This window comes from Ruegeria marisflavi (assembly GCF_025673445.1).
Classification (GTDB): Bacteria; Pseudomonadota; Alphaproteobacteria; order Rhodobacterales; family Rhodobacteraceae; genus Ruegeria_B; species Ruegeria_B marisflavi.
This window is the reverse complement of sequence record NZ_JAOVQN010000011.1, coordinates 20,701-40,047: the sequence shown is the minus strand read 5'-3', so window position 1 is coordinate 40,047 and position 19,347 is coordinate 20,701. Positions and strand designations below refer to the sequence as shown.

17 protein-coding genes and 1 tRNA gene are annotated in these 19,347 nt (G+C 59.7%); 8 read left to right on the top strand and 10 right to left on the bottom strand.

Features of this window, described 5'->3' with window-relative positions; genetic code table 11:
- Window positions 1-92: 92 nt before the first annotated feature.
- The 5 genes from OEZ49_RS11940 (at window position 93) to OEZ49_RS11920 (ending at window position 6,937) form a co-directional block, all read left to right on the top strand.
- Window positions 93-1,652 (top strand): trimethylamine methyltransferase family protein, encoded by a 1,560-nt coding sequence (locus tag OEZ49_RS11940; RefSeq protein WP_263388525.1) that lies wholly within the window; start codon window positions 93-95, stop codon window positions 1,650-1,652.
- A 92-nt stretch (window positions 1,653-1,744) separates the two neighbouring features.
- Complete coding sequence (locus tag OEZ49_RS11935; RefSeq protein ID WP_263388524.1) at window positions 1,745-3,523, top strand: DUF4153 domain-containing protein; 1,779 nt, start codon at window positions 1,745-1,747, stop codon at window positions 3,521-3,523.
- Window positions 3,524-3,609: 86 nt separating this feature from the next.
- Complete coding sequence (locus OEZ49_RS11930) at window positions 3,610-4,197, top strand: heme NO-binding domain-containing protein (RefSeq protein WP_263388523.1); 588 nt, start codon at window positions 3,610-3,612, stop codon at window positions 4,195-4,197.
- Complete coding sequence (locus tag OEZ49_RS11925; protein ID WP_263388522.1) at window positions 4,194-5,222, top strand: GGDEF domain-containing protein; 1,029 nt, start codon at window positions 4,194-4,196, stop codon at window positions 5,220-5,222. The genes OEZ49_RS11930 and OEZ49_RS11925 overlap by 4 nt, the downstream gene beginning before the upstream one ends.
- Before the next feature lie 437 nt (window positions 5,223-5,659).
- A complete protein-coding gene (locus OEZ49_RS11920) occupies window positions 5,660-6,937 on the top strand; it encodes a peptidoglycan-binding domain-containing protein (RefSeq protein WP_263388521.1) in 1,278 nt (425 codons plus the stop codon).
- Between the two features lie 20 nt (window positions 6,938-6,957).
- Here the strand turns inward: OEZ49_RS11920 and OEZ49_RS11915 are convergent, their stop codons facing one another.
- The 8 genes from OEZ49_RS11915 to OEZ49_RS11880 form a co-directional block, all read right to left on the bottom strand.
- Window positions 6,958-7,602, bottom strand: coding sequence for a CbiX/SirB N-terminal domain-containing protein (locus tag OEZ49_RS11915; RefSeq protein WP_263388520.1), 645 nt, complete (start codon window positions 7,600-7,602; stop codon window positions 6,958-6,960).
- A 103-nt stretch (window positions 7,603-7,705) separates the two neighbouring features.
- The gene (locus OEZ49_RS11910) at window positions 7,706-8,650 is read right to left on the bottom strand and encodes an AEC family transporter (RefSeq protein WP_263388519.1); all 945 of its coding nucleotides are present in this window, start codon (window positions 8,648-8,650) and stop codon (window positions 7,706-7,708) included.
- 71 nt (window positions 8,651-8,721) lie between these two features.
- On the bottom strand, window positions 8,722-9,522 hold the full coding sequence (locus OEZ49_RS11905; RefSeq protein ID WP_263388518.1) for an MBL fold metallo-hydrolase: 801 nt from the start codon (window positions 9,520-9,522) through the stop codon (window positions 8,722-8,724).
- A complete protein-coding gene (locus tag OEZ49_RS11900; protein WP_263388517.1) occupies window positions 9,519-10,334 on the bottom strand; it encodes a TatD family hydrolase in 816 nt (271 codons plus the stop codon). The genes OEZ49_RS11905 and OEZ49_RS11900 overlap by 4 nt, the downstream gene beginning before the upstream one ends.
- Entirely contained in the window at window positions 10,331-11,452 is a 1,122-nt protein-coding gene (locus tag OEZ49_RS11895) for a DNA polymerase III subunit delta' (RefSeq protein ID WP_263388516.1), read from the bottom strand. The genes OEZ49_RS11900 and OEZ49_RS11895 overlap by 4 nt, the downstream gene beginning before the upstream one ends.
- Window positions 11,449-12,084, bottom strand: coding sequence for a dTMP kinase (gene tmk, locus OEZ49_RS11890; protein ID WP_263388515.1), 636 nt, complete (start codon window positions 12,082-12,084; stop codon window positions 11,449-11,451). Before tmk ends, OEZ49_RS11895 begins: the two co-directional genes overlap by 4 nt.
- Window positions 12,081-13,247, bottom strand: coding sequence for a D-alanyl-D-alanine carboxypeptidase family protein (locus OEZ49_RS11885; protein ID WP_263388514.1), 1,167 nt, complete (start codon window positions 13,245-13,247; stop codon window positions 12,081-12,083). Before OEZ49_RS11885 ends, tmk begins: the two co-directional genes overlap by 4 nt.
- A 17-nt stretch (window positions 13,248-13,264) precedes the next feature.
- Window positions 13,265-14,134 carry an SPOR domain-containing protein gene (locus OEZ49_RS11880; RefSeq protein WP_263388513.1) on the bottom strand — a complete coding sequence of 290 codons (870 nt, stop codon included), beginning with the start codon at window positions 14,132-14,134 and terminating at the stop codon, window positions 13,265-13,267.
- A 207-nt stretch (window positions 14,135-14,341) separates the two neighbouring features.
- On the opposite strand from OEZ49_RS11880, the gene OEZ49_RS11875 reads away from it, so the two are divergent.
- A tRNA-Ser gene (locus tag OEZ49_RS11875) sits at window positions 14,342-14,431 on the top strand.
- A gap of 305 nt (window positions 14,432-14,736) precedes the next feature.
- Here OEZ49_RS11875 and OEZ49_RS11870 read toward each other — a convergent pair.
- Complete coding sequence (locus tag OEZ49_RS11870; protein WP_263388512.1) at window positions 14,737-16,416, bottom strand: recombinase family protein; 1,680 nt, start codon at window positions 16,414-16,416, stop codon at window positions 14,737-14,739.
- Window positions 16,413-16,919 carry a DUF2924 domain-containing protein gene (locus OEZ49_RS11865; protein WP_263388511.1) on the bottom strand — a complete coding sequence of 169 codons (507 nt, stop codon included), beginning with the start codon at window positions 16,917-16,919 and terminating at the stop codon, window positions 16,413-16,415. The genes OEZ49_RS11870 and OEZ49_RS11865 overlap by 4 nt, the downstream gene beginning before the upstream one ends.
- A gap of 397 nt (window positions 16,920-17,316) precedes the next feature.
- Here OEZ49_RS11865 and OEZ49_RS11860 point away from each other — a divergent pair, with 397 nt between their 5' ends.
- Window positions 17,317-18,618 carry a site-specific DNA-methyltransferase gene (locus OEZ49_RS11860; protein WP_263388510.1) on the top strand — a complete coding sequence of 434 codons (1,302 nt, stop codon included), beginning with the start codon at window positions 17,317-17,319 and terminating at the stop codon, window positions 18,616-18,618.
- Window positions 18,615-19,346, top strand: coding sequence for a DUF5681 domain-containing protein (locus tag OEZ49_RS11855; protein WP_263388509.1), 732 nt, complete (start codon window positions 18,615-18,617; stop codon window positions 19,344-19,346). The genes OEZ49_RS11860 and OEZ49_RS11855 overlap by 4 nt, the downstream gene beginning before the upstream one ends.
- Window position 19,347: the final 1 nt, after the last annotated feature.

Sequence of the window (19,347 nt, the reverse complement as noted above, 5' to 3'; positions counted from 1 at the left end):
AAAACAGAAAAAAACGACATATGGTGTCGGTGTCAGGGCGGCATGGTCCCCAAGACATGAGAGTTTTGAACCGTCCAGATCAGGAGGGTTCCATGGCTGACACTGATACCCGCAAACGTCGTGGCGGTGGCCGGGCTGGTGCCGCCGCCCGCAGAGGCAAGGCTGTTATCGAGCAAATGCCATGGCGCTTGCCCGTGAACGTCGACAGACCGACCGAACCGCTGGATCAGGAGGGTGTCGAGGCCATTCACGACGGCGCCATGCGCATTCTCGAAGAGATCGGTATCGCCTTTTTCAACGAAGAAGCGCTGGCCTTGTTCCGGCAAGCCGGGTGCAAGGTGGATGGTGACGTGGTGCGCATGGGGCGCGACTGGGTCATGGAGATGGTATCCAAAGCGCCCCGTGAATTCACAATCACACCTCGGAACCCTGAAAGAACGCTCAAGATCGGCGGCAATGTGATCCTGTTCGGCAATGTCTCTTCGCCGCCAAACTATTGGGATATGGAGATCGGCCGCAAGGTGCCGGGCAATCGCGAGCAATGCCGGAACCTGCTGAAACTGACCCAGTATTTCAACTGCATCCATTTCGCCGGCGGCTATCCGGTGGAACCTGTGGATATCCATGCTTCGGTCCGGCATCTCGACGTGCTTTATGACAAGCTCACGATCTCGGACAAGGTCATGCATGCCTATAGCCTGGGCAAGGAGCGGGTCGAGGACGTGATGGAGATGGTGCGCATCGCTGGGGGCCTCAGTGACGAGGAGTTCGAGGCGACGCCGCGGATGTATACTAACATCAACTCGACCTCGCCGCTGAAACACGACCATCCGATGATCGACGGCTGCCTGCGGCTGGCCCGGCGCGGGCAGGCGATCGTGGTGACGCCCTTTACGCTGGCGGGCGCAATGGCGCCGGTGACCATGGCGGGTGCGGTGGCGCAATCGCTGGCCGAGGCGCTGTGCGCCATTGCGCTGTTCCAATATGTCCGGCCCGGCATTCCCTGTGTGATCGGCACGTTTACCTCGAATGTGGACATGAAATCGGGCGCGCCCGCCTTTGGCACGCCGGAATACATGCGCGCCACCCAGATGACCGGCCAGATGGCGCGGTTCTATGGTCTGCCTGTACGCTCGTCTGGGGTCTGTGCCGCCAACGTGCCCGATGGCCAGGCCATGTGGGAGACGTCGAACTCGCTCTGGGCGGCGGTGCAGTCGGGCACCAACATGGTCTATCACGCCGCCGGATGGCTGGAGGGCGGGCTGATCGCAAGCCCCGAGAAGTTCATTATGGATTGTGAGGTGCTCCAGCAGATCCAGCGCTACATGGAGCCTGCCACCTATGCCACCACGCCAGACGACATCGCGTTGGACGCGATCCGCGCGGTGGGCAATGACGGACATTTCTTTGGCATCCAGCACACCCAGGACCGCTATACTACCGCGTTCTACCAGCCGTTCCTGAGCGACTGGAAGAATTACGAGGGCTGGGAGGCAGCGGGTGCCGTCTGGACGCCGGAACGCGCGCATCACATGTTCAAGGAAATCATCGGCAGTTTCGAAGCCCCCCTGCTCGACGAAGCGATCCGGGAAGAGCTGGCCGATTTTGTCTCCAGACGCAAATCCGAAGGGGGCGCACCCACTGATTTCTAACACGGGACCGGGCACAGTGTGCTGCTCCCCATGGAGTCCCGTCGCCTTGGCGGTTAGGCTCATTTGAATATGGACTGAGCAGGGAAGACACCATGCCCGACAATCGCCTTACGCCTGAAATCCGCGCCCGGCTGAGTCAGGCCGTTGCCGGTTTCTTGGCCGCGCTGGCGCTGTGGGCTTTGGCAGAGACTTGGTCTGTTTCAACTGTTCCTGATATGGCACGGCTTGGGCTGCTGACATTTGTTTTGGTGCACGCGGGCGTATCACTGGCCATGTCGGGAACTGTGGATTTGCTGCGGTCTCTGGTCGGGGCTTTCCTGATCTCGGTCCCTGCCACGGCTTTGGCTCTGTCTGTTGGCTCACGGTTCGATGTGGCCACCAATGCGCTCGACCACCCGAACCTGGTTTCGGCAATGAGCACGCTGGTCTTTGTCGCGACCCCATACCTGGCTGTCTGGTTGAAGGACCCAAAGCGCTGGAACGACTACAGCCTTCTGTTTGAGACCGCCTGGGAGATCACGACCCGTTTTGTATTGGTCTGGCTGTTCCTGGCCATGGTATGGGTGGTTCTGTTTCTGTCCGATGCCCTGCTTGATCTGGTCAAAATCGGATTGGTCGATATCGTCATGCGGACCAGTTGGTTGGCTTTTGGACTGAGCGGGGCGGTTGTTGGCTTCGGCCTGGCGGTTATTCACGAAGTCAGGGAAAAAGTGGCGCCGTTTCCTCTGCTTCGGTTGCTTCGTCTGCTGGTGCCGGTGATGCTGGGGGTCGTTTCTATTTTCTTGTTAGCCCTTCCTATGCGCGGTTTGACAGGGTTGTTTGGCGATCTTTCGTCCGCCGCAATTCTGATGATGACGGCTTCTGCGGCAATCACGCTCATTTCCACGGCGGTCGATCGTGACGATGCGCAGGCCATTCAGACCGCTGGAATCGTACGGGCGACCCGTATGTTGGCCATGTTACTGCCAACTCTGGTCGGCCTGGCCGTCTGGGCTTTGGCGGTTCGTGTCTCAAGCTACGGTTGGACACCAGACCGGATGCTAGCTGCGATGATTGCCGGGCTTCTCGCGGTCTACGCAACCGGTTATGCTGGATTGGCTTTGGTCGGTGAGAACTGGAAAAGCCGTTTGCGGCGATCCAACGTGGGCTTTGCGATCCTGCTTGTCGGTCTGGCGGCTATCTGGCTGACACCAGTGCTGGATGGATATCGCATTTCGACGGCGAGCCAGGTGTCGCGCTACGATGCCGCTACCGCTGGCCCTGACGAACTTCCGATCTGGGAAATGGCGCATTATTGGGGAAAGGCCGGGGACCAGGGGCTCGAGCAACTGGCAAAAATGGCACGGGTTCGCGGTGACCAGGAGCTGTTGAGCATCATCGACCGGGCCCGACGGATCGAGAGCCGATATCAGTTCAGCGAACCCGAATTCTTTCTGCCGTCCGAAGAGATTGTACCAGAGCTTTTGGCAAAAATGCCGGTGGCAGGAGAGGGGACGCCATTGGATGCCTCTGATCTGACGGGTGTCCCAGCACACCAGCTTGAAACCTGGCACGACGGATGCCAGCGGGTCTTGCCGAACGGTCGTCCGGGCTGTCTTTTCCTGCGTGGCGCCTTCAGTCCGGTCGCAAACGCCGATGGGCAAGCCTTTGTGTTGTTTCTGGATTCGGATGGATTTGTGCATGTCACCCACCTGTTACGCAATTCTAATGGCGATTTGCGTCTTCGGGCAGCGGCGGCCCTTGCGGAAAACGAAACCGAAGTGTTTCCGGTTGAGGTCTTGATGCAGGCGCATAGTGGGCGATTTGCAATCGTTCCTTCAGGTCAAAAGGCCCTAGACGTCGCGGGAAAGGTGATTGCCCCCAAGGAATAGGAGCTTTTGATCAATCTCTGTTCCCTCGTTGGAGCTTTGTTAACGTTTCCGGTGTGAGACTGTGGTGAACGTAACGAGGATCCTTCATGCATGGCCTCATCAACAAGGCAATACAGTCGTTTGTATGCAATACCTATGGCAAGAGCCGCTGGATCCGCGTGACAGAGGCGGCACATCTGGGGTTTGTCGAGTTCGAGGCGATGCTTGTCTATGACAACGATGCGTCTCGCAGGGTGCTGGACGACTTGTGCAGTGAATTGGGTCGACCAGAACGGGAAATACTCGAGGATCTCGGGACATATCTGGTTTCCAATCCCAATACCGAAGCCTTGCGAAGGCTGCTCCGTTTTGGTGGGGTGAGCTATGTTGAATTCTTGCATTCGCTGGATGATCTCCCAGACCGTGCACGTTTGGCGGTATCCGATTTGGACTTGCCGGCGCTTGAGTTGACAGAATCAACAGGGGGTCGGTTCACCCTGGCATGCCAAAGAGGGTTGCCAGGGTTTTCCTATGTGCTGCTGGGGATTCTTCGTGCTATGGCAGATGACTATGGGGCACTTGTGATGTTGGAGCACGCAGGCCAGGTCAGCGAATATGAACTGATAGAGATCACGTTGATCGAAACGGACTTTGCCGAAGGCCGCATTTTTGAGCTCGGGGCCCGAGCCAGATGAAAGACAAGGAAAATTTTTCTTATCTACTGGAAAAGCTGTGCCCGATGTTTGTTCTGCTAGATGCGGCGGGCAGGATAGCCAGTGCTGGTCCGACCTTGCAGAAGCTTCGTCCTGAAATGGAGATGGTCGGAAGATCTTTCTTGGACGTTTTCGAGTTGTTGCGACCACGGTCCGTGGCAACGATGCAAGTTATCGCGAGGTCCGGTGCAAAACTGCATCTTCGATTCAGGGATAACCCCCGAACGGCCTTGAAGGGTGTTATCGTTCCACTCCCCGACGACGAAGGCGCTGTCATCAACCTTTCGTTCGGGATATCGATCCTGGATGCGGTACGCGACTACGCTTTGACAAGTGCCGATTTCTCGGGGACCGACCTGGCCATCGAACTGCTCTATTTGGTGGAAGCGAAATCAGCCGCTATGGAAGCTTCGCGCACATTGAACCTTCGTCTTCAGGGGGCGATGATCGCAGCCGAAGAACAGGCCTATACCGACACATTGACCGGCTTGAAGAACCGTCGCGCAATGGATCACATTCTGGCCCGGCTGATCAACGGTGTGACGCCTTTCAGCTTGATGCATTTGGATCTCGATTACTTCAAGTCCGTCAACGATACGTTGGGGCATGCTGCAGGCGATCACGTGTTGCAGCAAGTCGCCAGGATAACGGTTGAAGAGACCCGAGGCGACGACACTGTCGCGCGCATTGGTGGTGATGAGTTCATTTTAATTTTCAATCATTTGCAGGACAAGGAAAAGCTTGAAAGTATTGCCCGCCGTTTGATCGACCGCTTGGAAGAACCTATTCTGTTCAATGGAGAGACATGCCAAATCTCGGCAAGCATTGGAATCGTTCTGTCTACGCAATTTACCTGCCCTGAAGCACCTAAGTTGATCCATGCCGCCGATTTGGCATTGTATTCTGCAAAACGAAAAGGCCGGGCGACGTACAGGTTTTACAATAGAAACCTGACACTTCCTGTGGCGAACGCAGAAAGCCCCGGCAGTCAGCAAAGAAGTGGGTGACGATTTTGGGGAGTTAACCGAACAGCGCCCCGGACCGGACGCGCCACAGGGACAGGAAAGGCATCGCATATAGAGAGCACAAGTTTGACTGCCCGCAGGCCGCATTCCGGATTGGTGGTGAGTAAGACTCCTAAATTTTATTAGACCGAATACCTCACGGTCGAATGGTTTGGGCAGGGTTTGACGCCACAACTCCGAGTTCCGGCAAGCGGTAAACCACTGCCGCTTCGATAGAGTTTTCTGGCTGATCGGCTACCGGTTTTTTTCTGTATGTCCCAGGCGTTCGTTCGCAGAAAATGGGTGCTTTTCCGATAACCTCTAATGACCTTGACAAAGACCCGTCGGTTTGGTGCCATTTGATCTAGATTATTGCATTTTCGTAGCCGGTATTCTTGCGTAGTTTTGACGCCGGGATGCCATGGAGAAAGGTGATTGAGATGAAAAAAGCACGCCTTTGTGCCGCGTTCGTTGCGGCTAGCATAGTTGTGATGCCCATACAAAGGGCCATGGCCGATGAAGCGGCAGCCTTGATTGGCGGTGCGCTGCTGGGTGGACTGATCGTCAACGAAGTTCACAAGAACAAGCAGCGCCAGCAGCAGGCCTCACGGAACACAACCAGGCGTTCCGGTACCTCCTCTGCTCAGCGGCAGGAAAACCGCGAAGTCCAGTCGGCTCTCAATTATTTCGGTTACAACGCCGGTACGGTTGATGGATCGCTTGGGCGACGTAGCCGTAGCGCGATTGCCCAATATCAGGCGGATATGGGCTACGTGACCGATGGCTACCTTGATCAGCACGAGCTGGGGTTCTTGCTGACGTCGCACCAGCGTGCCTTGGCAAGCGCCCATGTGGCGCCGTACAACCAGATTCTGGCAAGCCAAGGGCAGGCAGGTCTGCTGCGCACCTACCGGAATGAACAACTGGGCATTCAGACTCCGCAGGCCGTGCAGCCGATTCAGCCCCAGACCCATATGGCGGCAACATCGCAAGCACTGACAACCGCGCCCACTGTGACTGCACGTGCAGACACCGGGACTGCGCTGCCTAGCTTCGGATTTGCACAACAGGGCTCGAAATCGATCAATGCACATTGCAACGAAGTCAACTTGTTGACCACCTCGAATGGCGGCCTCAGCCGTTCAGGGCAGATCCGCGAGCCGGTGTTCGCGCTAAACGAGCAATTCTGTCAGGCGCGCGGTGAGGCGATGGTCGAAGCAAGCCAGATCGAGGTTACGATCCCGAACATGACATCGGTTCAGATCGAACAACAATGCGAAGGTCTGACACAAGCGATGGCAGCGCAGATGGTGGGCATCGATACCAAAGCTCCATCCGAGGTGGTGACGGCGACGTCTACGTTCCTGCAAAACTCGGGCCAACCGATGCCGAGCTTGATCTCAGGTGGCAAGGTATGCCTTGGGGTAGGGTATCGGACCGACAATGCCGAAATGGCCCTGGCATCGGCGACACTACTGGCATCAGCGGGGCAGCTTGGCTACGGCGAGGTGATTAGCCATCAGTTGCGGCAAGGGTTCGGCGCGCCCGTCGGAATGGCACGGTCCGGTGAATGGATGCGGTTGGCACTGAATGCCGCGCAAAGTGGTTCCAGCGTACTTGGTCAGAATGCAGAGCGGATTGCGGTTCTTTCCGAGGCATCTACCGCTCCGGCGACGCCCGGTCTTCCGGTTTTCTCGGTCTCAACCAGCGGAAACTGAATGTCGTTTGCTGCAGCGGGTCAACCACCCGCCGTGGGAATTGAATGCTCGAGTATCCTGCGGGCAATCAAAGACGTAACAGACGGCAGAAGGCCCAGGACCGGCAGCGTGTCCCCTTTGAAACTCGCTTCGGTCAGGGCCATTGGTATGTCGTCTTGAACATGTCCGCCTGCACAGGCGAAGAATGGCAAGCACATAGCTTGGCTGCCGCAGTGCCGGGCTGCGTCGGCAATTGACGGTTCTTGTTCGACATAGCCAACATTGATCTTGGCGAAACCAGCCAATGTCTGAAGGGCATCCGCAAAACGTTGCGCTGCGACCGCCGGATTGCGGCTGCGCCCCGATCCATGTGCTGCTACCACCAGTTCAGTGTCCCCGGCGTGCCAGCCCCGCGCATTCAGGGCATCGTGCAAATGCTGTGCAACCGCCTGTGGCAAATCCGGGTCGATGCCCATAGGTGGCATGATCGAATTCGCCCGGGACCCGAGCCTGCGTGGCAAGGCGTTGGTGACAAACCAGCCATCGGAGGTGAACAGCGGATAAACCGGGGTCGAGGCCGGCAGCCGATCCAAAACGATTTCCAGATACCCGGGAGAGGCCAGTGTTGCCGAATGCACCGTCACTTCTGGGACATCGGCTTGAATCTGGTTTGCGATCTCCGCCAAGTCATCCTCGGCGGGTTTCGGGTCAGAGGGTTGCCCATGGGCCACCAATAAGGCGTGTTTTGAATTGCTCATGCATAGAGTTGTGTTGCGGCTGAAACTCAAGTCAAGGTGCCGCACTGCCCAAAAGGGTTAGCCATGCCCAAACGGTAAAAATGGACGCCCCGGTTGCAATGAGAACTGAAGAGGCCGCAACGCGCTTGGCCCGGCCGTAGATATTGGCAAAGATATAGGCGTTGAATCCGGGGGCCATAGCCGCATTCAATACGCCGGACCGAAACAGACCCTGTTCCACCGCCAGGGCCGATCCGAAAAGCCAGACCAGCGCCGGATGGGCCATAAGGGATATCACGCACACATATGCAATGACCCGCAGATCCCCTTCGGGCCGGTACTGCACCAGAACGCCGCCCAAGGCGAACAGAGCGCCGGGCAGGGCGGCGCGAGTGATCAGAGACAACCCGTCGTCCAGAATCTGTGGCAGTCCTAGACCGCTGAGGTTTACAGCAAAGCCCATAGCGATGCCCAGGATCAGCACATTTCGAAACATGGCCGAAAGAACCGAACTGGCCATCTTCAGTCCGCCCCGGCCGCGGTTGCGGATCACCTCCATCACGGTGATCCCGAGGCCGTAACAGAACGGCGAGTGGATCGCGATGATCGCATAGTTCCCGGTCAAATTCTCGGGCCCGTAGGCGCGTTCGGTGATGGCCAGTCCCAACAGGACCGAGTTGGAGAAGAGGCAGCAGAACCCGATCACAACGCTGTCTTCCCAGTCGCGCCCAAAGATGTATCGGGCACCAAAGAGCCCCGCCGCAAAACAAAGTGTGGCACCGGCGTAAAAGCTGCCGAGCAGTGCGGGGTCGAAACTGGCGTTCAGGTCAAGATGGGCAATCGCGCGAAATAACAGGCAAGGTATTGCAAAGCCTTGGGTAAACCGCATCAGCCCGTCGATGTGTTCGGGCTTGAAATAGCCCGCAAGGGTGGCTGCGTACCCTGCGCCAATGACCAGAAAAACAGGTAAGACGACGTCGATCAAGGCTTGAAACATGTGCGAATTTATCCGTTTCGACGTGTTATGAAGCAGTCAATCGGGATATCCGCAAGCACAACTCTCATCTGTCAAAGCGGATACCTTATGACCATGCCGTCATAGGCAGGTTCAATATGGTCCGGCGTTTCTGCCGAAACGGTGGCATGATCAAGGTCGATATGCATGTTAGTCAGCACCGCGCGACGGGGGGCGGCCTTGTTGATCCAGTCGAGGGATTTTTCCAAGTGCGCGTGTGTTGGATGCGGCGTGCGCCGCAAAGCATCCAGAATCCAGCAATCCAGTCCGTGCAAGACTTGCCAGGACTCTTCGTAAATCTCGGCCACATCCGGCAGGTAAGCCAGATCGTGAATCCGGAATCCCAAACTGTCGATAGAACCGTGGCCAACCCGAAAAGGACGAAAGGGAATGGGGCCGCCGGGGCCGTCGATCTCGAATGGCCCGGAGATGGTCTTCATTTCCAGGATGGGCGGGTAAGGAGAGCCCTCGGGTTGGACAAAAGCGTAGCCAAACCGGGACAGCAATGCGTTTTGAGTGTCGCCATCGGCCCACACCGGAACCCGCGCCCGCATGTTGAAAACGATCATGCGAAGATCGTCGATCCCGTGCACATGGTCGGCATGGGAATGGGTGTAGACAACAGCATCCAGACGCCCTGTTCCCGCCTCCAGAAGCTGGTTGCGCATGTCCGGCGTGGTGTCGATCAGAACCGTTGTGGTCCCATCCGGGCCTTCGCGCTCGACCAGCATTGAACACCGCTGGCGGCGGTTCTTGGGATTTGACGGATCGCAATCGCCCCAATGCCCACCCAATCGCGGCACACCGCCGGAAGACCCGCAGCCCAGTATGGTGAAACGCAGTTCCATCGTCATGCCGCAGCCCTGAAACGAGCGACCTTGGCGAACAGCCGGTCGAAGTTGGCTTGTGTTTGCGCCGCAAATTCAGAGTAGTCGATGCCAAAGACTTCGGCGCCCTTTCGGGCGGTGTGCGCGGTATACGCGGGTTCATTCCGTTTGCCGCGATGCGGGGGCGGGGCAAGATAGGGTGCGTCGGTCTCCACAAGAATGCGTTCCAGAGGCGCGGCGGCAAAAATGTCTCTCAGGTCCTGGCTTTTGGGAAAGGCCGCAATCCCCGACATGGAAAGATAAAACCCTAAATCCAATGCGGCTCGGGCCAGTTCTGCCGACGAAGAGAAACAATGCATCACGCAGGAGTAGGGAGCGTTGCGATACTCTTCCGACAGGATACGGGCCATATCGTCATCTGCCGCGCGGGCATGCACGATCAGCGGAAGCCCGGTTGTCTGCGCGGCCTGGATGTGGATACGCAAGGATTGTTTCTGAACCTCGGCGCTGTCGGCAGTATAGTGATAGTCCAGCCCGGTCTCGCCAATGCCCACGAACTTCGGATGCTTGCTGAGCGCGGTCAGTTCCTCGACCGTGGTCATGGGTTCTGCTGCGGCGCTCATCGGGTGGGTGCCGGCCGCATAGAAAACCGGTGGATGGGCTTCCGCGATGGCACGAACAGCCGGTTCATTCCTGAGACGGGTACAGATCGTCACCATTCGCGTCACACCCGCGCGACACGCGCGGGCCACGATATCATCGAGTTGCCCTTCGAAATCGGGAAAGTCGAGGTGGCAATGGCTGTCGGTGATTTCCGGTGTCGTTTCGGTTGCGCTCATTGGCTCCAACTGGCGGTATCCTGCATTTTGAATACCGTATCTAGGACAAGCGCAGCGGGGTCAAGGTTGACCGCCTGACCATGGCGGGCGCGGGCAGAGATCGTCGCGGCGATTTCGGCCCAGCACCGACCGCTTTCGGGATCGGGGGCGAGACTCGCCAGTACTTTTGCCTCACCCTGTCTAGCCTCTGGTTCCGGCGGCCGTCCGGTCGCACCTGTGCGGGCCAGCCTCGCCAGCACGATTTCGATCAGCTTCAACAAAAGATCGAACCGTTGCGAAGCGTCCCGGCCCGCCGCTGCTTCGGCCAGAGCAAGGGCGCGCTGCCGATCCAGCCGGGGCAGGCTGGCCAGAATTGCAAGGAGCTCACCATAAAGTTTGAGACCGTCCAGTTCGATCAGCCGCAGTGCCGCGCCGACCGAGCCGCTGGCCAGGACGGCCAGGTTTTCAATCTCTTCTGGCATTCCCGCGCCTGCCTGATCCAGGGCCGTTTGCAACGCTTCGGGTTTCAGCGGCGACAGCCGAAGGGTCCGACAGCGGGACCGGATCGTTGGCAACAGGCGCGAGGGTTGATGCGAGACCAACAGCAGAGTGGTTCGCGCGGGCGGCTCTTCGAGCATCTTCAAGAGTGCGTTGGCCGCGCTGGTGTTCATCTCGTCCGCGCTGTCGACAATGACGACACGGCGTCCGCCATCTGCTGCGCTAAGGCCAAAGAACCGGCCAAGCTTGCGGACATCATCGACCACGATCTCTGATCGCAGCCGTCCCTGATCGTTCACCGACCGGGTGATCGCCGCCAGTCCGGGCTCTGCCCCCGCCAAAATGCGGTGCGATACAGGGTGGTCCGGCGCGATGTCCAGCGTGTCGGGCGGGGGCGGTGCGCCGAACAATCCACCGTCCGTCAATGGAGGGGTTGCCAGCAGGAACCGGGCAATGCGCCAGGCCAAGGTTGCCTTGCCAACCCCTTGCGGACCAGTCAGCAGCCAGCCGTGGTGCAGCCGACCAGAACAATGGGCGTCCAGAAAAGCTCGCTCGGCCGCTTCTTGCCCGAACAGGCGCGCCGTCTCACGCGGGTGTGGGGCGCCGGGAACCTGATCCGGGGCTGGAACCTCGTCGCTCATGGCATCGACCGCAGTTCGCGCAGAACGATGTCCGATACGTCCTGGGCGACCCTGTCCGCGTCACGATTGCCGTCCACGACATGAAACCGGTCCGGGAACTCCTGCGCAAGTTCCAGGAACCCGGCGCGCATTTTCCGTTGCAACTCTGGTCCGAAATCCTCGAACCTTTCCTCGGTTCCCTGGCGCCCCTTGGCGCGGGACAGGCCGGTCTCGGGATCCATGTCGATCAACAAGGTGATATCGGGTTCACGCCCGATCATCAGCTTGTGCAACTGGTCGACCAGTTGTCGAAGATCGCCGCGTGAAAGCCCCTGGTACATGCGGGTGCTGTCGGCGAACCGATCACAGATGACGATCTTGCCCGCCTCCAGCGCCGGCAGGATCGTGCGTTCCAGATGGTCGCGACGGGCGGCGGTAAAAAGCAAAATCTCAGTCTCTGCCGACCAGCGATCCGGCTCGCCTTCAAGTACAAGACGCCGGATTTCCTCGGCGCCGGGCGAACCGCCCGGTTCACGGGTCAGAATAACCTGGTGTCCAAGCTCGGTCAGAGCTTCGGCCAAGCGCCTCGCCTGGGTGGATTTCCCCGAGCCGTCGATCCCTTCAAACGTCAGGAACAGCCCCTTGCCTGTCACATTGCCTCCGGCGCGCCGGTGCCGAACTGTTCCAGCAACATTGTTGCAGCCGTTTTCATCCGCACCACAAACCCGCCAATGGCCACACCTTCGGCTGCCACCAATGGGCGGCGGATCTCGGGCAGCTCATCCGGTTTGATAACCAGTTCGGCGATCTTCTGGCCCTTGGCAATCGGGGCGTTGATAGGGCCGTCATAGACAACTTCGGCCTTGATGCGCTTGTCCGACAGCACCGGCAGCAAAAGGTTCAGGTCTTCGGCTGGAACCAGTCCTACCGATTGTTTCGCTCCCATCCAGACTTCGGCTTTGGCGACCGGTGCGTTGGCTCGGGCAATGGTTTTGGTGGCAAAGTGGCGAAAGGACCAGTTCACGATTGCTTCGGCCTCCTCTGCTCGGCGGGTTTCACTTTCAAGTCCGGTGACGACGAAGATCACCCGGCGATCCCCCTGTTTGGCCGACCCCACCAGACCATAGCCCGCCTCGGCGGTATGTCCGGTCTTCAACCCATCGGCCCCGATATCAAGGCGCAGTAGTGGATTACGGTTGCGTGTATTTGATGGCGCCCGTCCGTCAAAAGTGTATTCGGTTTCGGCGAACAAGGGGTAGTACTCGGGGAAGTCGGCAATCAGCCGACTGGCGAGAATGGCCAGGTCATGGACCGACATCAGGTGCCCCGCCGCTGGCCAGCCGTTGGAATTGGCGAAGGTTGATTGGGTCATGCCCATTAGCTCGGCACGCTTGGTCATGAAACGAGCAAACCCGGCCTCGGTGCCGTCAGGACTAAGCGCCTCAGCGATCACCGCACAGGCGTCATTGCCGCTCAACACGATGATGCCCCGCAACAAGTCTTCAACCCGAACCCGGTCGGTCGTGTTTAGGAACATGGTCGAGCCGCCATAACTCATCGCGTGCTGCGACACCGGCAGGCGTTCGTCTAGGGAGAGGCGCCCGTCTCGCAGAGCCTCAAAAGCGACATAGAGCGTCATCAGCTTTGACATGGACGCAGGCGGTAGCGCCTCGTCGGCGTTCTTGGCCAACAGCACGGTTGCCGTGCTCTGATCCAGCACATAGGCCGCGCGGGCGGACGTATCGAATGCGTTTGCCGGTATGGCGGTCAGCGCAACTACAAACGCCAGGGTTGCGTAACGAAACGAGTTCAACACCAGAATGAACCTCCGTTCTACTTTTTGACCGCATAGGCATCGGAGAACCCGGTGGACTTGACCTGATCCAACAATGCGGTGCGCTCGGATTTGGATTGGGCAGGGCCAACAACGACACGCCAGAATGGTTTGCCATTCGTGGTTTCCTGCCGGACTGTCGGCACCATGCCCGCCGCACGCATCTGGTCTGCGGCGCGATTGGCATTCTCCTCGACACTGAAGATACCGATCTGGATATAGGGTTTGTCGAGGCTCGAAGTCTTTGGCTTGGGTGTCTCGGATGGTGCGGGCGTAGCAGGCTGCTGTGCTGTCGGTGCAGAAGCTTCGATCGCGGCAGCGGCGCCGGCGACCGGGTCAAGCGGCGTTTCCGAAACCTCCGGCGATTCTTCAAGCGATGCGGTGTCAGCCGTTGCTGCGTCAATCGCGGGCTCTTCCTGAACTTCTTCGCGGCGCAAGGCTGTCACGTTTAGCTGTACCGGGGCGCCGGCGAGCATCCCAAGGGCTGCCGCGGCGTCGGAAGAGGCTTGGATTCTCGGTCCGGGGATGTCGCGCTCACGCCGAAACAGGGCGCCGATTACGAATTTGTCGTTGCTGGCGTTCCGAATGATAACGCGTTCGGGCTCCTTGACATCCGGATGCGCGACCCACACGCCGCCCAGGGACGGGCGACCATCCCAAAGCCCGGCCTCGGTCACCTGGAACACATCCGGCGCCTCAACATCGCGTTCAACCAGCTTGGTGCTGCGTGCCTCGGTTGTGGCCTCTGTTTCCTTCGGCTGAAAAAAAGGCACACCTGCACCTTCTTCGCATGCTGCCAGAAAGGCAAGGCTGAAACCCAGAGCGAGAATCCGAATACGGGGGCCTGCCTTCGCCATTTCAACGTGCATGTCGATTACATCCTTGCCTGTTTCAGGACAATTCTCGTCCCGGTGCCGGTTTGCCGGTCATTGCGCTACTGCGGGGCGAGGCCCCGCGTCGCGCGAATCATAACCTGCGGGCCTTGCCTTTGAAAGCCCGCAGCAGCGCGCTCGGCAAGTTTTCACTATTAGAGGGGCTTGCCTCTGCTTTTCGGAGATCTTAGACGTCAACTTTACGGGGAGGTGGCAGAGCGGTCGAATGCGGCGGTCTTGAAAACCGTTGATGGTGAGAGCCATCCCAGGGTTCGAATCCCTGTCTCCCCGCCAGCCACCTTCGGGTACTCCCCCTACAACGAAGTAGATGCGATTTCTGCCGGGTATTCCGGGCGGTTGCGCGGTGTGTTGGCCTACAGAGACGTATTGGAGCGCTGCGGAAGAGCGGGATTTCGGGCGCAGTCTCTGCGGGCCATTTGGGCGGTGCGGTTTTTCGTTTCGGGGAGCGATTAACAGGGAATTTACAGGGAAAAACGCAACGGGCGGCGCCGCGCCGCTCTTGCGGCGACACGCGTGAATGCGATCGGGCCGATCTCTGGCGCAGAGACCGGCCCGGGAGTTGAGCGATTGAAGGGGCATCAGGCCTTGGGCAGACCGTAGAGTTGTTCCTGCTCCGCCCAATTGAGGGGAATCGGATTGGAGAGGAGGCGCCGGGCGGTCATCTCGGGCGGCAGGGTTCCGGCGAGAATGGCGGCCTGAAGCCGGGGCGACAGGAAGGCCAGTTGCGAGCGGGTGCGGACGAAAGATTCGGATTGACCGCTCTTGTTGATGACCCCAGACATCGGGATACCGCCGCGCAGGTCACGGGTCCAGTCATGCGCCTGGGCGAGGTTCCTCAGCAGCACCGGGTCAGGCATGGGCGCGCGCGTGCCGGTCACGATCCGGGTTTCGACGCCGCGGCGGCGCAGGGTAAGCGGCAGTATGAAGGAGAGCACCTCCGGCGCGAAGGTGTCAGCGGAAAGGCTTAGGCAGTTTGCTATCGCCAATGGATCGCAGGTGAGAGTGAGGGAGGAACGTGCAAGACGGGCCTCCATTATCAGCGGAGCGGCCTCCGCCGGGCGGGCGCGGAGCGCCTTGCTCAAGGTCTCGACCCGCGCCAGAAGAGCATCGGCATCGCTTGCATCCGGGATGGCAAGCAGACGGTGCGACTTGACCATCGCCTCGAGGTGCTCCGCGAGACCGACGGCCACGACCCGCTCGAACGCGGCCGCGGGCAGGCGCCAACCGGACGGATCGGGACCACCGGCGATCAGGCGATTGGAGACATAGTAGCGGTGACACCGTCCGGCCTTCACCGTGTGAGTCGGCGTAAGGCGGTCGCCGGTGTCTTCCCGGAGCTTTCCGGTGAGGGCCGCGTTGGCGGCGGTGCCGTTTTGCAACGTCTTGCTCCCTCGACCACGCCGCGCGGCGGCATCGAGCCGGGCTTGGACCCGGGCCCAGAGATCGGGGTCGAGGATCGGGTCATGCATGCCCGGCCAGACCTTATCCTTGTGGCGGATCTGCCCGATGTAGACCGGGTTGCGCAGCAGGTGCTGGATCTGTCCGTTGCTGAGCCGGGAGCCACCGCTGGTTTGACCGGCCTTGTTGGTGCGGAGCTTTGAGCGCAGGCCAAGCCGGTCCGCTTCGCGGGCCACGGCCCCAAGCGCGCCGAGATCGTCATAGAGCTTGAACAGGGTGGTCACCGTTTCTGCTTCCGGGGGGTTGATCACGAGGGTGCGTTTCTCCGGGTCGGGGTGGCGGTCATAGCCCAATGGCAGGTTGCCCCCCATCCAGAAGCCCTTCTTCTTGGAGGCGGTGATCTTGTCGCGGATCCGCTCGGCGGTGACCTCACGCTCGAACTGGGCGAAGGACAGAAGCACGTTGAGGGTTAAACGCCCCATGGACGAGGAGGTGTTGAAGGCCTGGGTGACCGAGACGAAGGAGCAGCCTGCGACCTCGAACCGGTCGACCAGCCTGGCAAAATCCATCAGCGACCGGGTCAGGCGATCGATCTTGTAGACCACGATCATGTCGACCCGTCCGGCTTCGACGTGATCGAGCAGGCGCTGCAGGGCAGGACGTTCGAGCATGCCGCCCGAGAGGCCACCATCATCGTAGCGGGCAGGGACAAGCTTCCAGCCTTCGTGTTTCTGGCTGGCGATGTAGGCAGCACAGGCCTCATGCTGGGCGTCGAGCGAGTTGAACGCCTGTTCGAGTCCCTCCTCGGAGGACTTGCGGGTGTAGACCGCGCAGCGGATGGTCTTCTGCCCGGACTTCATCGTTTGGCGCCTTTGCCATTGGTGCCCCGACGGGCGCTCGGTGTCTCCGAGGCGGTGGTGAGCCCGAAAAAGCGCGGCCCGGACCAGCGTGCGCCGGTGATGGCGCGGGCGACCGCGGAGAGCGAGGGATAGGTCTTGCCCTGCCAGAGGCAACCCGCCTCGAGAATATCCACCACATGGGTGACACCGTTCCACTCCCGCAGCAGCCGACCACCGGGGCGCAGCGCAGGCGTCACCTTACGCGTCTCGCCGGCCGCTTCCCGGGCAATCCGCTCGACCAGGTCCTTGGGCAGGCCACCCTGCTGCCGGGCCTGCACCTCGAAGGCGAGGAAGCGCCGCAGAAAGACCTGGCTCAGGCCCTTGGGAGGCGGGGCCGCGAAGATATCACGCCAGTGATCGAGCAGGGTCTCGCGACCCGCGGTCTCGAGCGTGGCAAGCGATGGCAGGGGGATCGGGTGCGCCTTGCCTGTTTCCGTGCGCGCGACGTTGGTAAGGTCTTTCATCGATGGTCTCTCCTTCTTGTTGGGCAGATCCGTTGGGATCAGCCGGTACCGGGAGAGGCCCGGGCTCGGCCGGGCATGGGGCCAGTGACGCTCTGTCGGGCGGCGAAGTCCAGTGCTTTCTGGTCGAAAATTTCGACAGTATTTCATCAAGATTTTGTCAAGTTGATGATACTAAGTATTTGAAATAATGTTTAAAAGTATGTTTATCTGCCTCGGGAGCTCACTCAGTATTTTTCTTGGGTGCTGGCGATGATTCCTTTCGGGAAAACCCGCCGATCCCAGATCGCCGAGCCGCTGCTGCCTTGGGCTCTCGACTGCAGACACGCCGTTAACCGAGGACGGCTGTCTGTTCCCGGGATGGTCATGATCCATCCCCGTTATAGGAGCATGCTGAGCCATGACGGCCCAGATCGAACACCTCCCGATCGCGTCCCTGACGCCGTGGAAGCGCAATGCGCGCAAACACCCCAAGAAACAGATCCTGCAAATTGCAGCGAGCATCGAGGCCTTCGGCTTCAACACGCCAGTGCTGATCGATGCGCAGGATCGCATCCTGGCCGGTCACGGCCGGGTTGCGGCGGCCCGCCACCTGGGACGGGACACGGTTCCCTGTCTGCGGCTTGAACATATGAGCGAGGAGGAGGCGCGGGCCTTCGTCTTCGCCGACAACCAGTTGGCGCTGAATGCGGGTTGGGACGAGGACCTGCTGGCCGAGGAACTTGAAGCCTTGCTGGCCTCACCCGATCTCAGCTTCGATATCGAGGCAATCGGTTTCTCGATCCCGGAACTGGACATGATCATCGACGGGGCGGCGCCAGTGGAACCGAACGATCCTGCCGACGACCTCGTGCCCAATGACGTGCCGTCGCGCTGTCGCCCGGGAGATATCTGGCAACTGGGAGAGCACCGCCTGATTTGCGGCGATGCGCTTGATCCCGCAGGGGCCGGGAGCCTGATGGACGGCGAGAAAGCCCGGATGGTCTTCACCGATCCGCCCTACAACGTGCCGATCGCTGGTCATGCGGGCAATTCCGGTCGCACCCGGCACCGGGAGTTTGCGATGGCCGCGGACGAGATGAGCCCGGAAGCATTCACCACTTTCCTTGCGGGGGCGTTCCACAACTTCGCCGGACACAGCCTGGATGGGTCCATCCACTTCATCTGCATGGACTGGCGTCACCTGGGCGAGGTGCAAGCGGCGGGAGGACAGGTCTATTCCGAGCTGAAGAACCTGATCGTCTGGGTCAAGGACAATGGCGGCATGGGCACGTTCTACCGCTCGCGCCACGAGATGATCCTGGCGTTCAAGCACGGCACGGCGCCGCATGTGAACAGCTTCGAGTTGGGGCAGCACGGCCGGTACCGCACCAATGTCTGGGAATATCGCGGGGTGAACACGCGCAAGGCTGGGCGAATGGACGAGCTTGCCCTGCATCCGACGGTGAAGCCGGTGCAGATGATCGCGGATGCGATCCGGGATGTCTCGGGCCGGGGCGAGATCGTGCTCGATCTGTTTGGTGGCTCGGGCTCGACGTTGATCGCGGCGGAAAAGACCGGCCGACGGGCCCGGCTCTGCGAGATTGATCCCGTCTATTGTGATCGGATCCTCGCGCGGTGGGAGACCTATGCCAAGGACAGGGCCGTTCGTCTGTTCCCTGGGCGGGACAGCGAGGCTCAGGCAGTGGAGGCCGCAGAATGAGCAAGGATGATGACAAGCCCCCGTTCCTGCCGTCGCCGCATTACGAGGTCGGCTATGGCAAGCCTCCGCGGGACAAGCGGTTCCGCAAGGGTCAGTCCGGCAACCCAAAAGGCAGGCCGGTGGGGGCCTTCAGCCGCCGTTATACCGGGGCGGAAGAACGGACGTTTGATGCCTTTCGAAAGTTGTCTGCACAAACGATCACGGTCCGGGATGGGGGCGCGGTGGTAACGATGACGATGTCGGAAGCGGTAGTCAAAACCCTTATCTTGAAGGCGATCCAGGGCAGCGCCCGACACGCTGAACTGTTGTTCAGGTACATGGCTATTATTGAAAAACGGGACCGTGAGTTGTTTGAGCAAATTCAACAAACCTTCATCGAGTACAAGGTTGGCGGTGAGAAAGAACTCGCAAGGCGTGAACGCCTTGGGATCACAAATCTTCCTGACCTGGTCCCACACCCAGACGATATCGAGATCGATTTTGAGACTGGGGTCGTCAGTCTAAATGGCCCGATGACCGAGAAGGAGAAGGCTGAGCGCGACCGGCTACGTGAAGACCTGGAACAATGGTTTGAGGACCGGATGAGCGAAGTCGATACTCTCGAAGCAGGGACAGAGGACGAAAAAACGCGACTGATTGCTCAGGAGCTTCGCCGGGGGATCACCGAGAAATATAACGAGGCACGCGCCACCTTGGGCTTGGAGCCCCCATTGTCGGGCCGGACTTGAT

Coding starts and splice junctions, on each gene's coding strand:
- OEZ49_RS11940 (WP_263388525.1), top strand. CDS start 93: ATGGCTGACACTGATACCCGCAAACGTCGTGGCGGTGGCCGGGCTGGT.
- OEZ49_RS11935 (WP_263388524.1), top strand. CDS start 1,745: ATGCCCGACAATCGCCTTACGCCTGAAATCCGCGCCCGGCTGAGTCAG.
- OEZ49_RS11930 (WP_263388523.1), top strand. CDS start 3,610: ATGCATGGCCTCATCAACAAGGCAATACAGTCGTTTGTATGCAATACC.
- OEZ49_RS11925 (WP_263388522.1), top strand. CDS start 4,194: ATGAAAGACAAGGAAAATTTTTCTTATCTACTGGAAAAGCTGTGCCCG.
- OEZ49_RS11920 (WP_263388521.1), top strand. CDS start 5,660: ATGAAAAAAGCACGCCTTTGTGCCGCGTTCGTTGCGGCTAGCATAGTT.
- OEZ49_RS11910 (WP_263388519.1), bottom strand. CDS start 8,650: ATGTTTCAAGCCTTGATCGACGTCGTCTTACCTGTTTTTCTGGTCATT.
- OEZ49_RS11905 (WP_263388518.1), bottom strand. CDS start 9,522: ATGACGATGGAACTGCGTTTCACCATACTGGGCTGCGGGTCTTCCGGC.
- OEZ49_RS11900 (WP_263388517.1), bottom strand. CDS start 10,334: ATGAGCGCAACCGAAACGACACCGGAAATCACCGACAGCCATTGCCAC.
- OEZ49_RS11895 (WP_263388516.1), bottom strand. CDS start 11,452: ATGAGCGACGAGGTTCCAGCCCCGGATCAGGTTCCCGGCGCCCCACAC.
- OEZ49_RS11880 (WP_263388513.1), bottom strand. CDS start 14,134: ATGCACGTTGAAATGGCGAAGGCAGGCCCCCGTATTCGGATTCTCGCT.
- OEZ49_RS11870 (WP_263388512.1), bottom strand. CDS start 16,416: ATGAAGTCCGGGCAGAAGACCATCCGCTGCGCGGTCTACACCCGCAAG.
- OEZ49_RS11865 (WP_263388511.1), bottom strand. CDS start 16,919: ATGAAAGACCTTACCAACGTCGCGCGCACGGAAACAGGCAAGGCGCAC.
- OEZ49_RS11860 (WP_263388510.1), top strand. CDS start 17,317: ATGACGGCCCAGATCGAACACCTCCCGATCGCGTCCCTGACGCCGTGG.
- OEZ49_RS11855 (WP_263388509.1), top strand. CDS start 18,615: ATGAGCAAGGATGATGACAAGCCCCCGTTCCTGCCGTCGCCGCATTAC.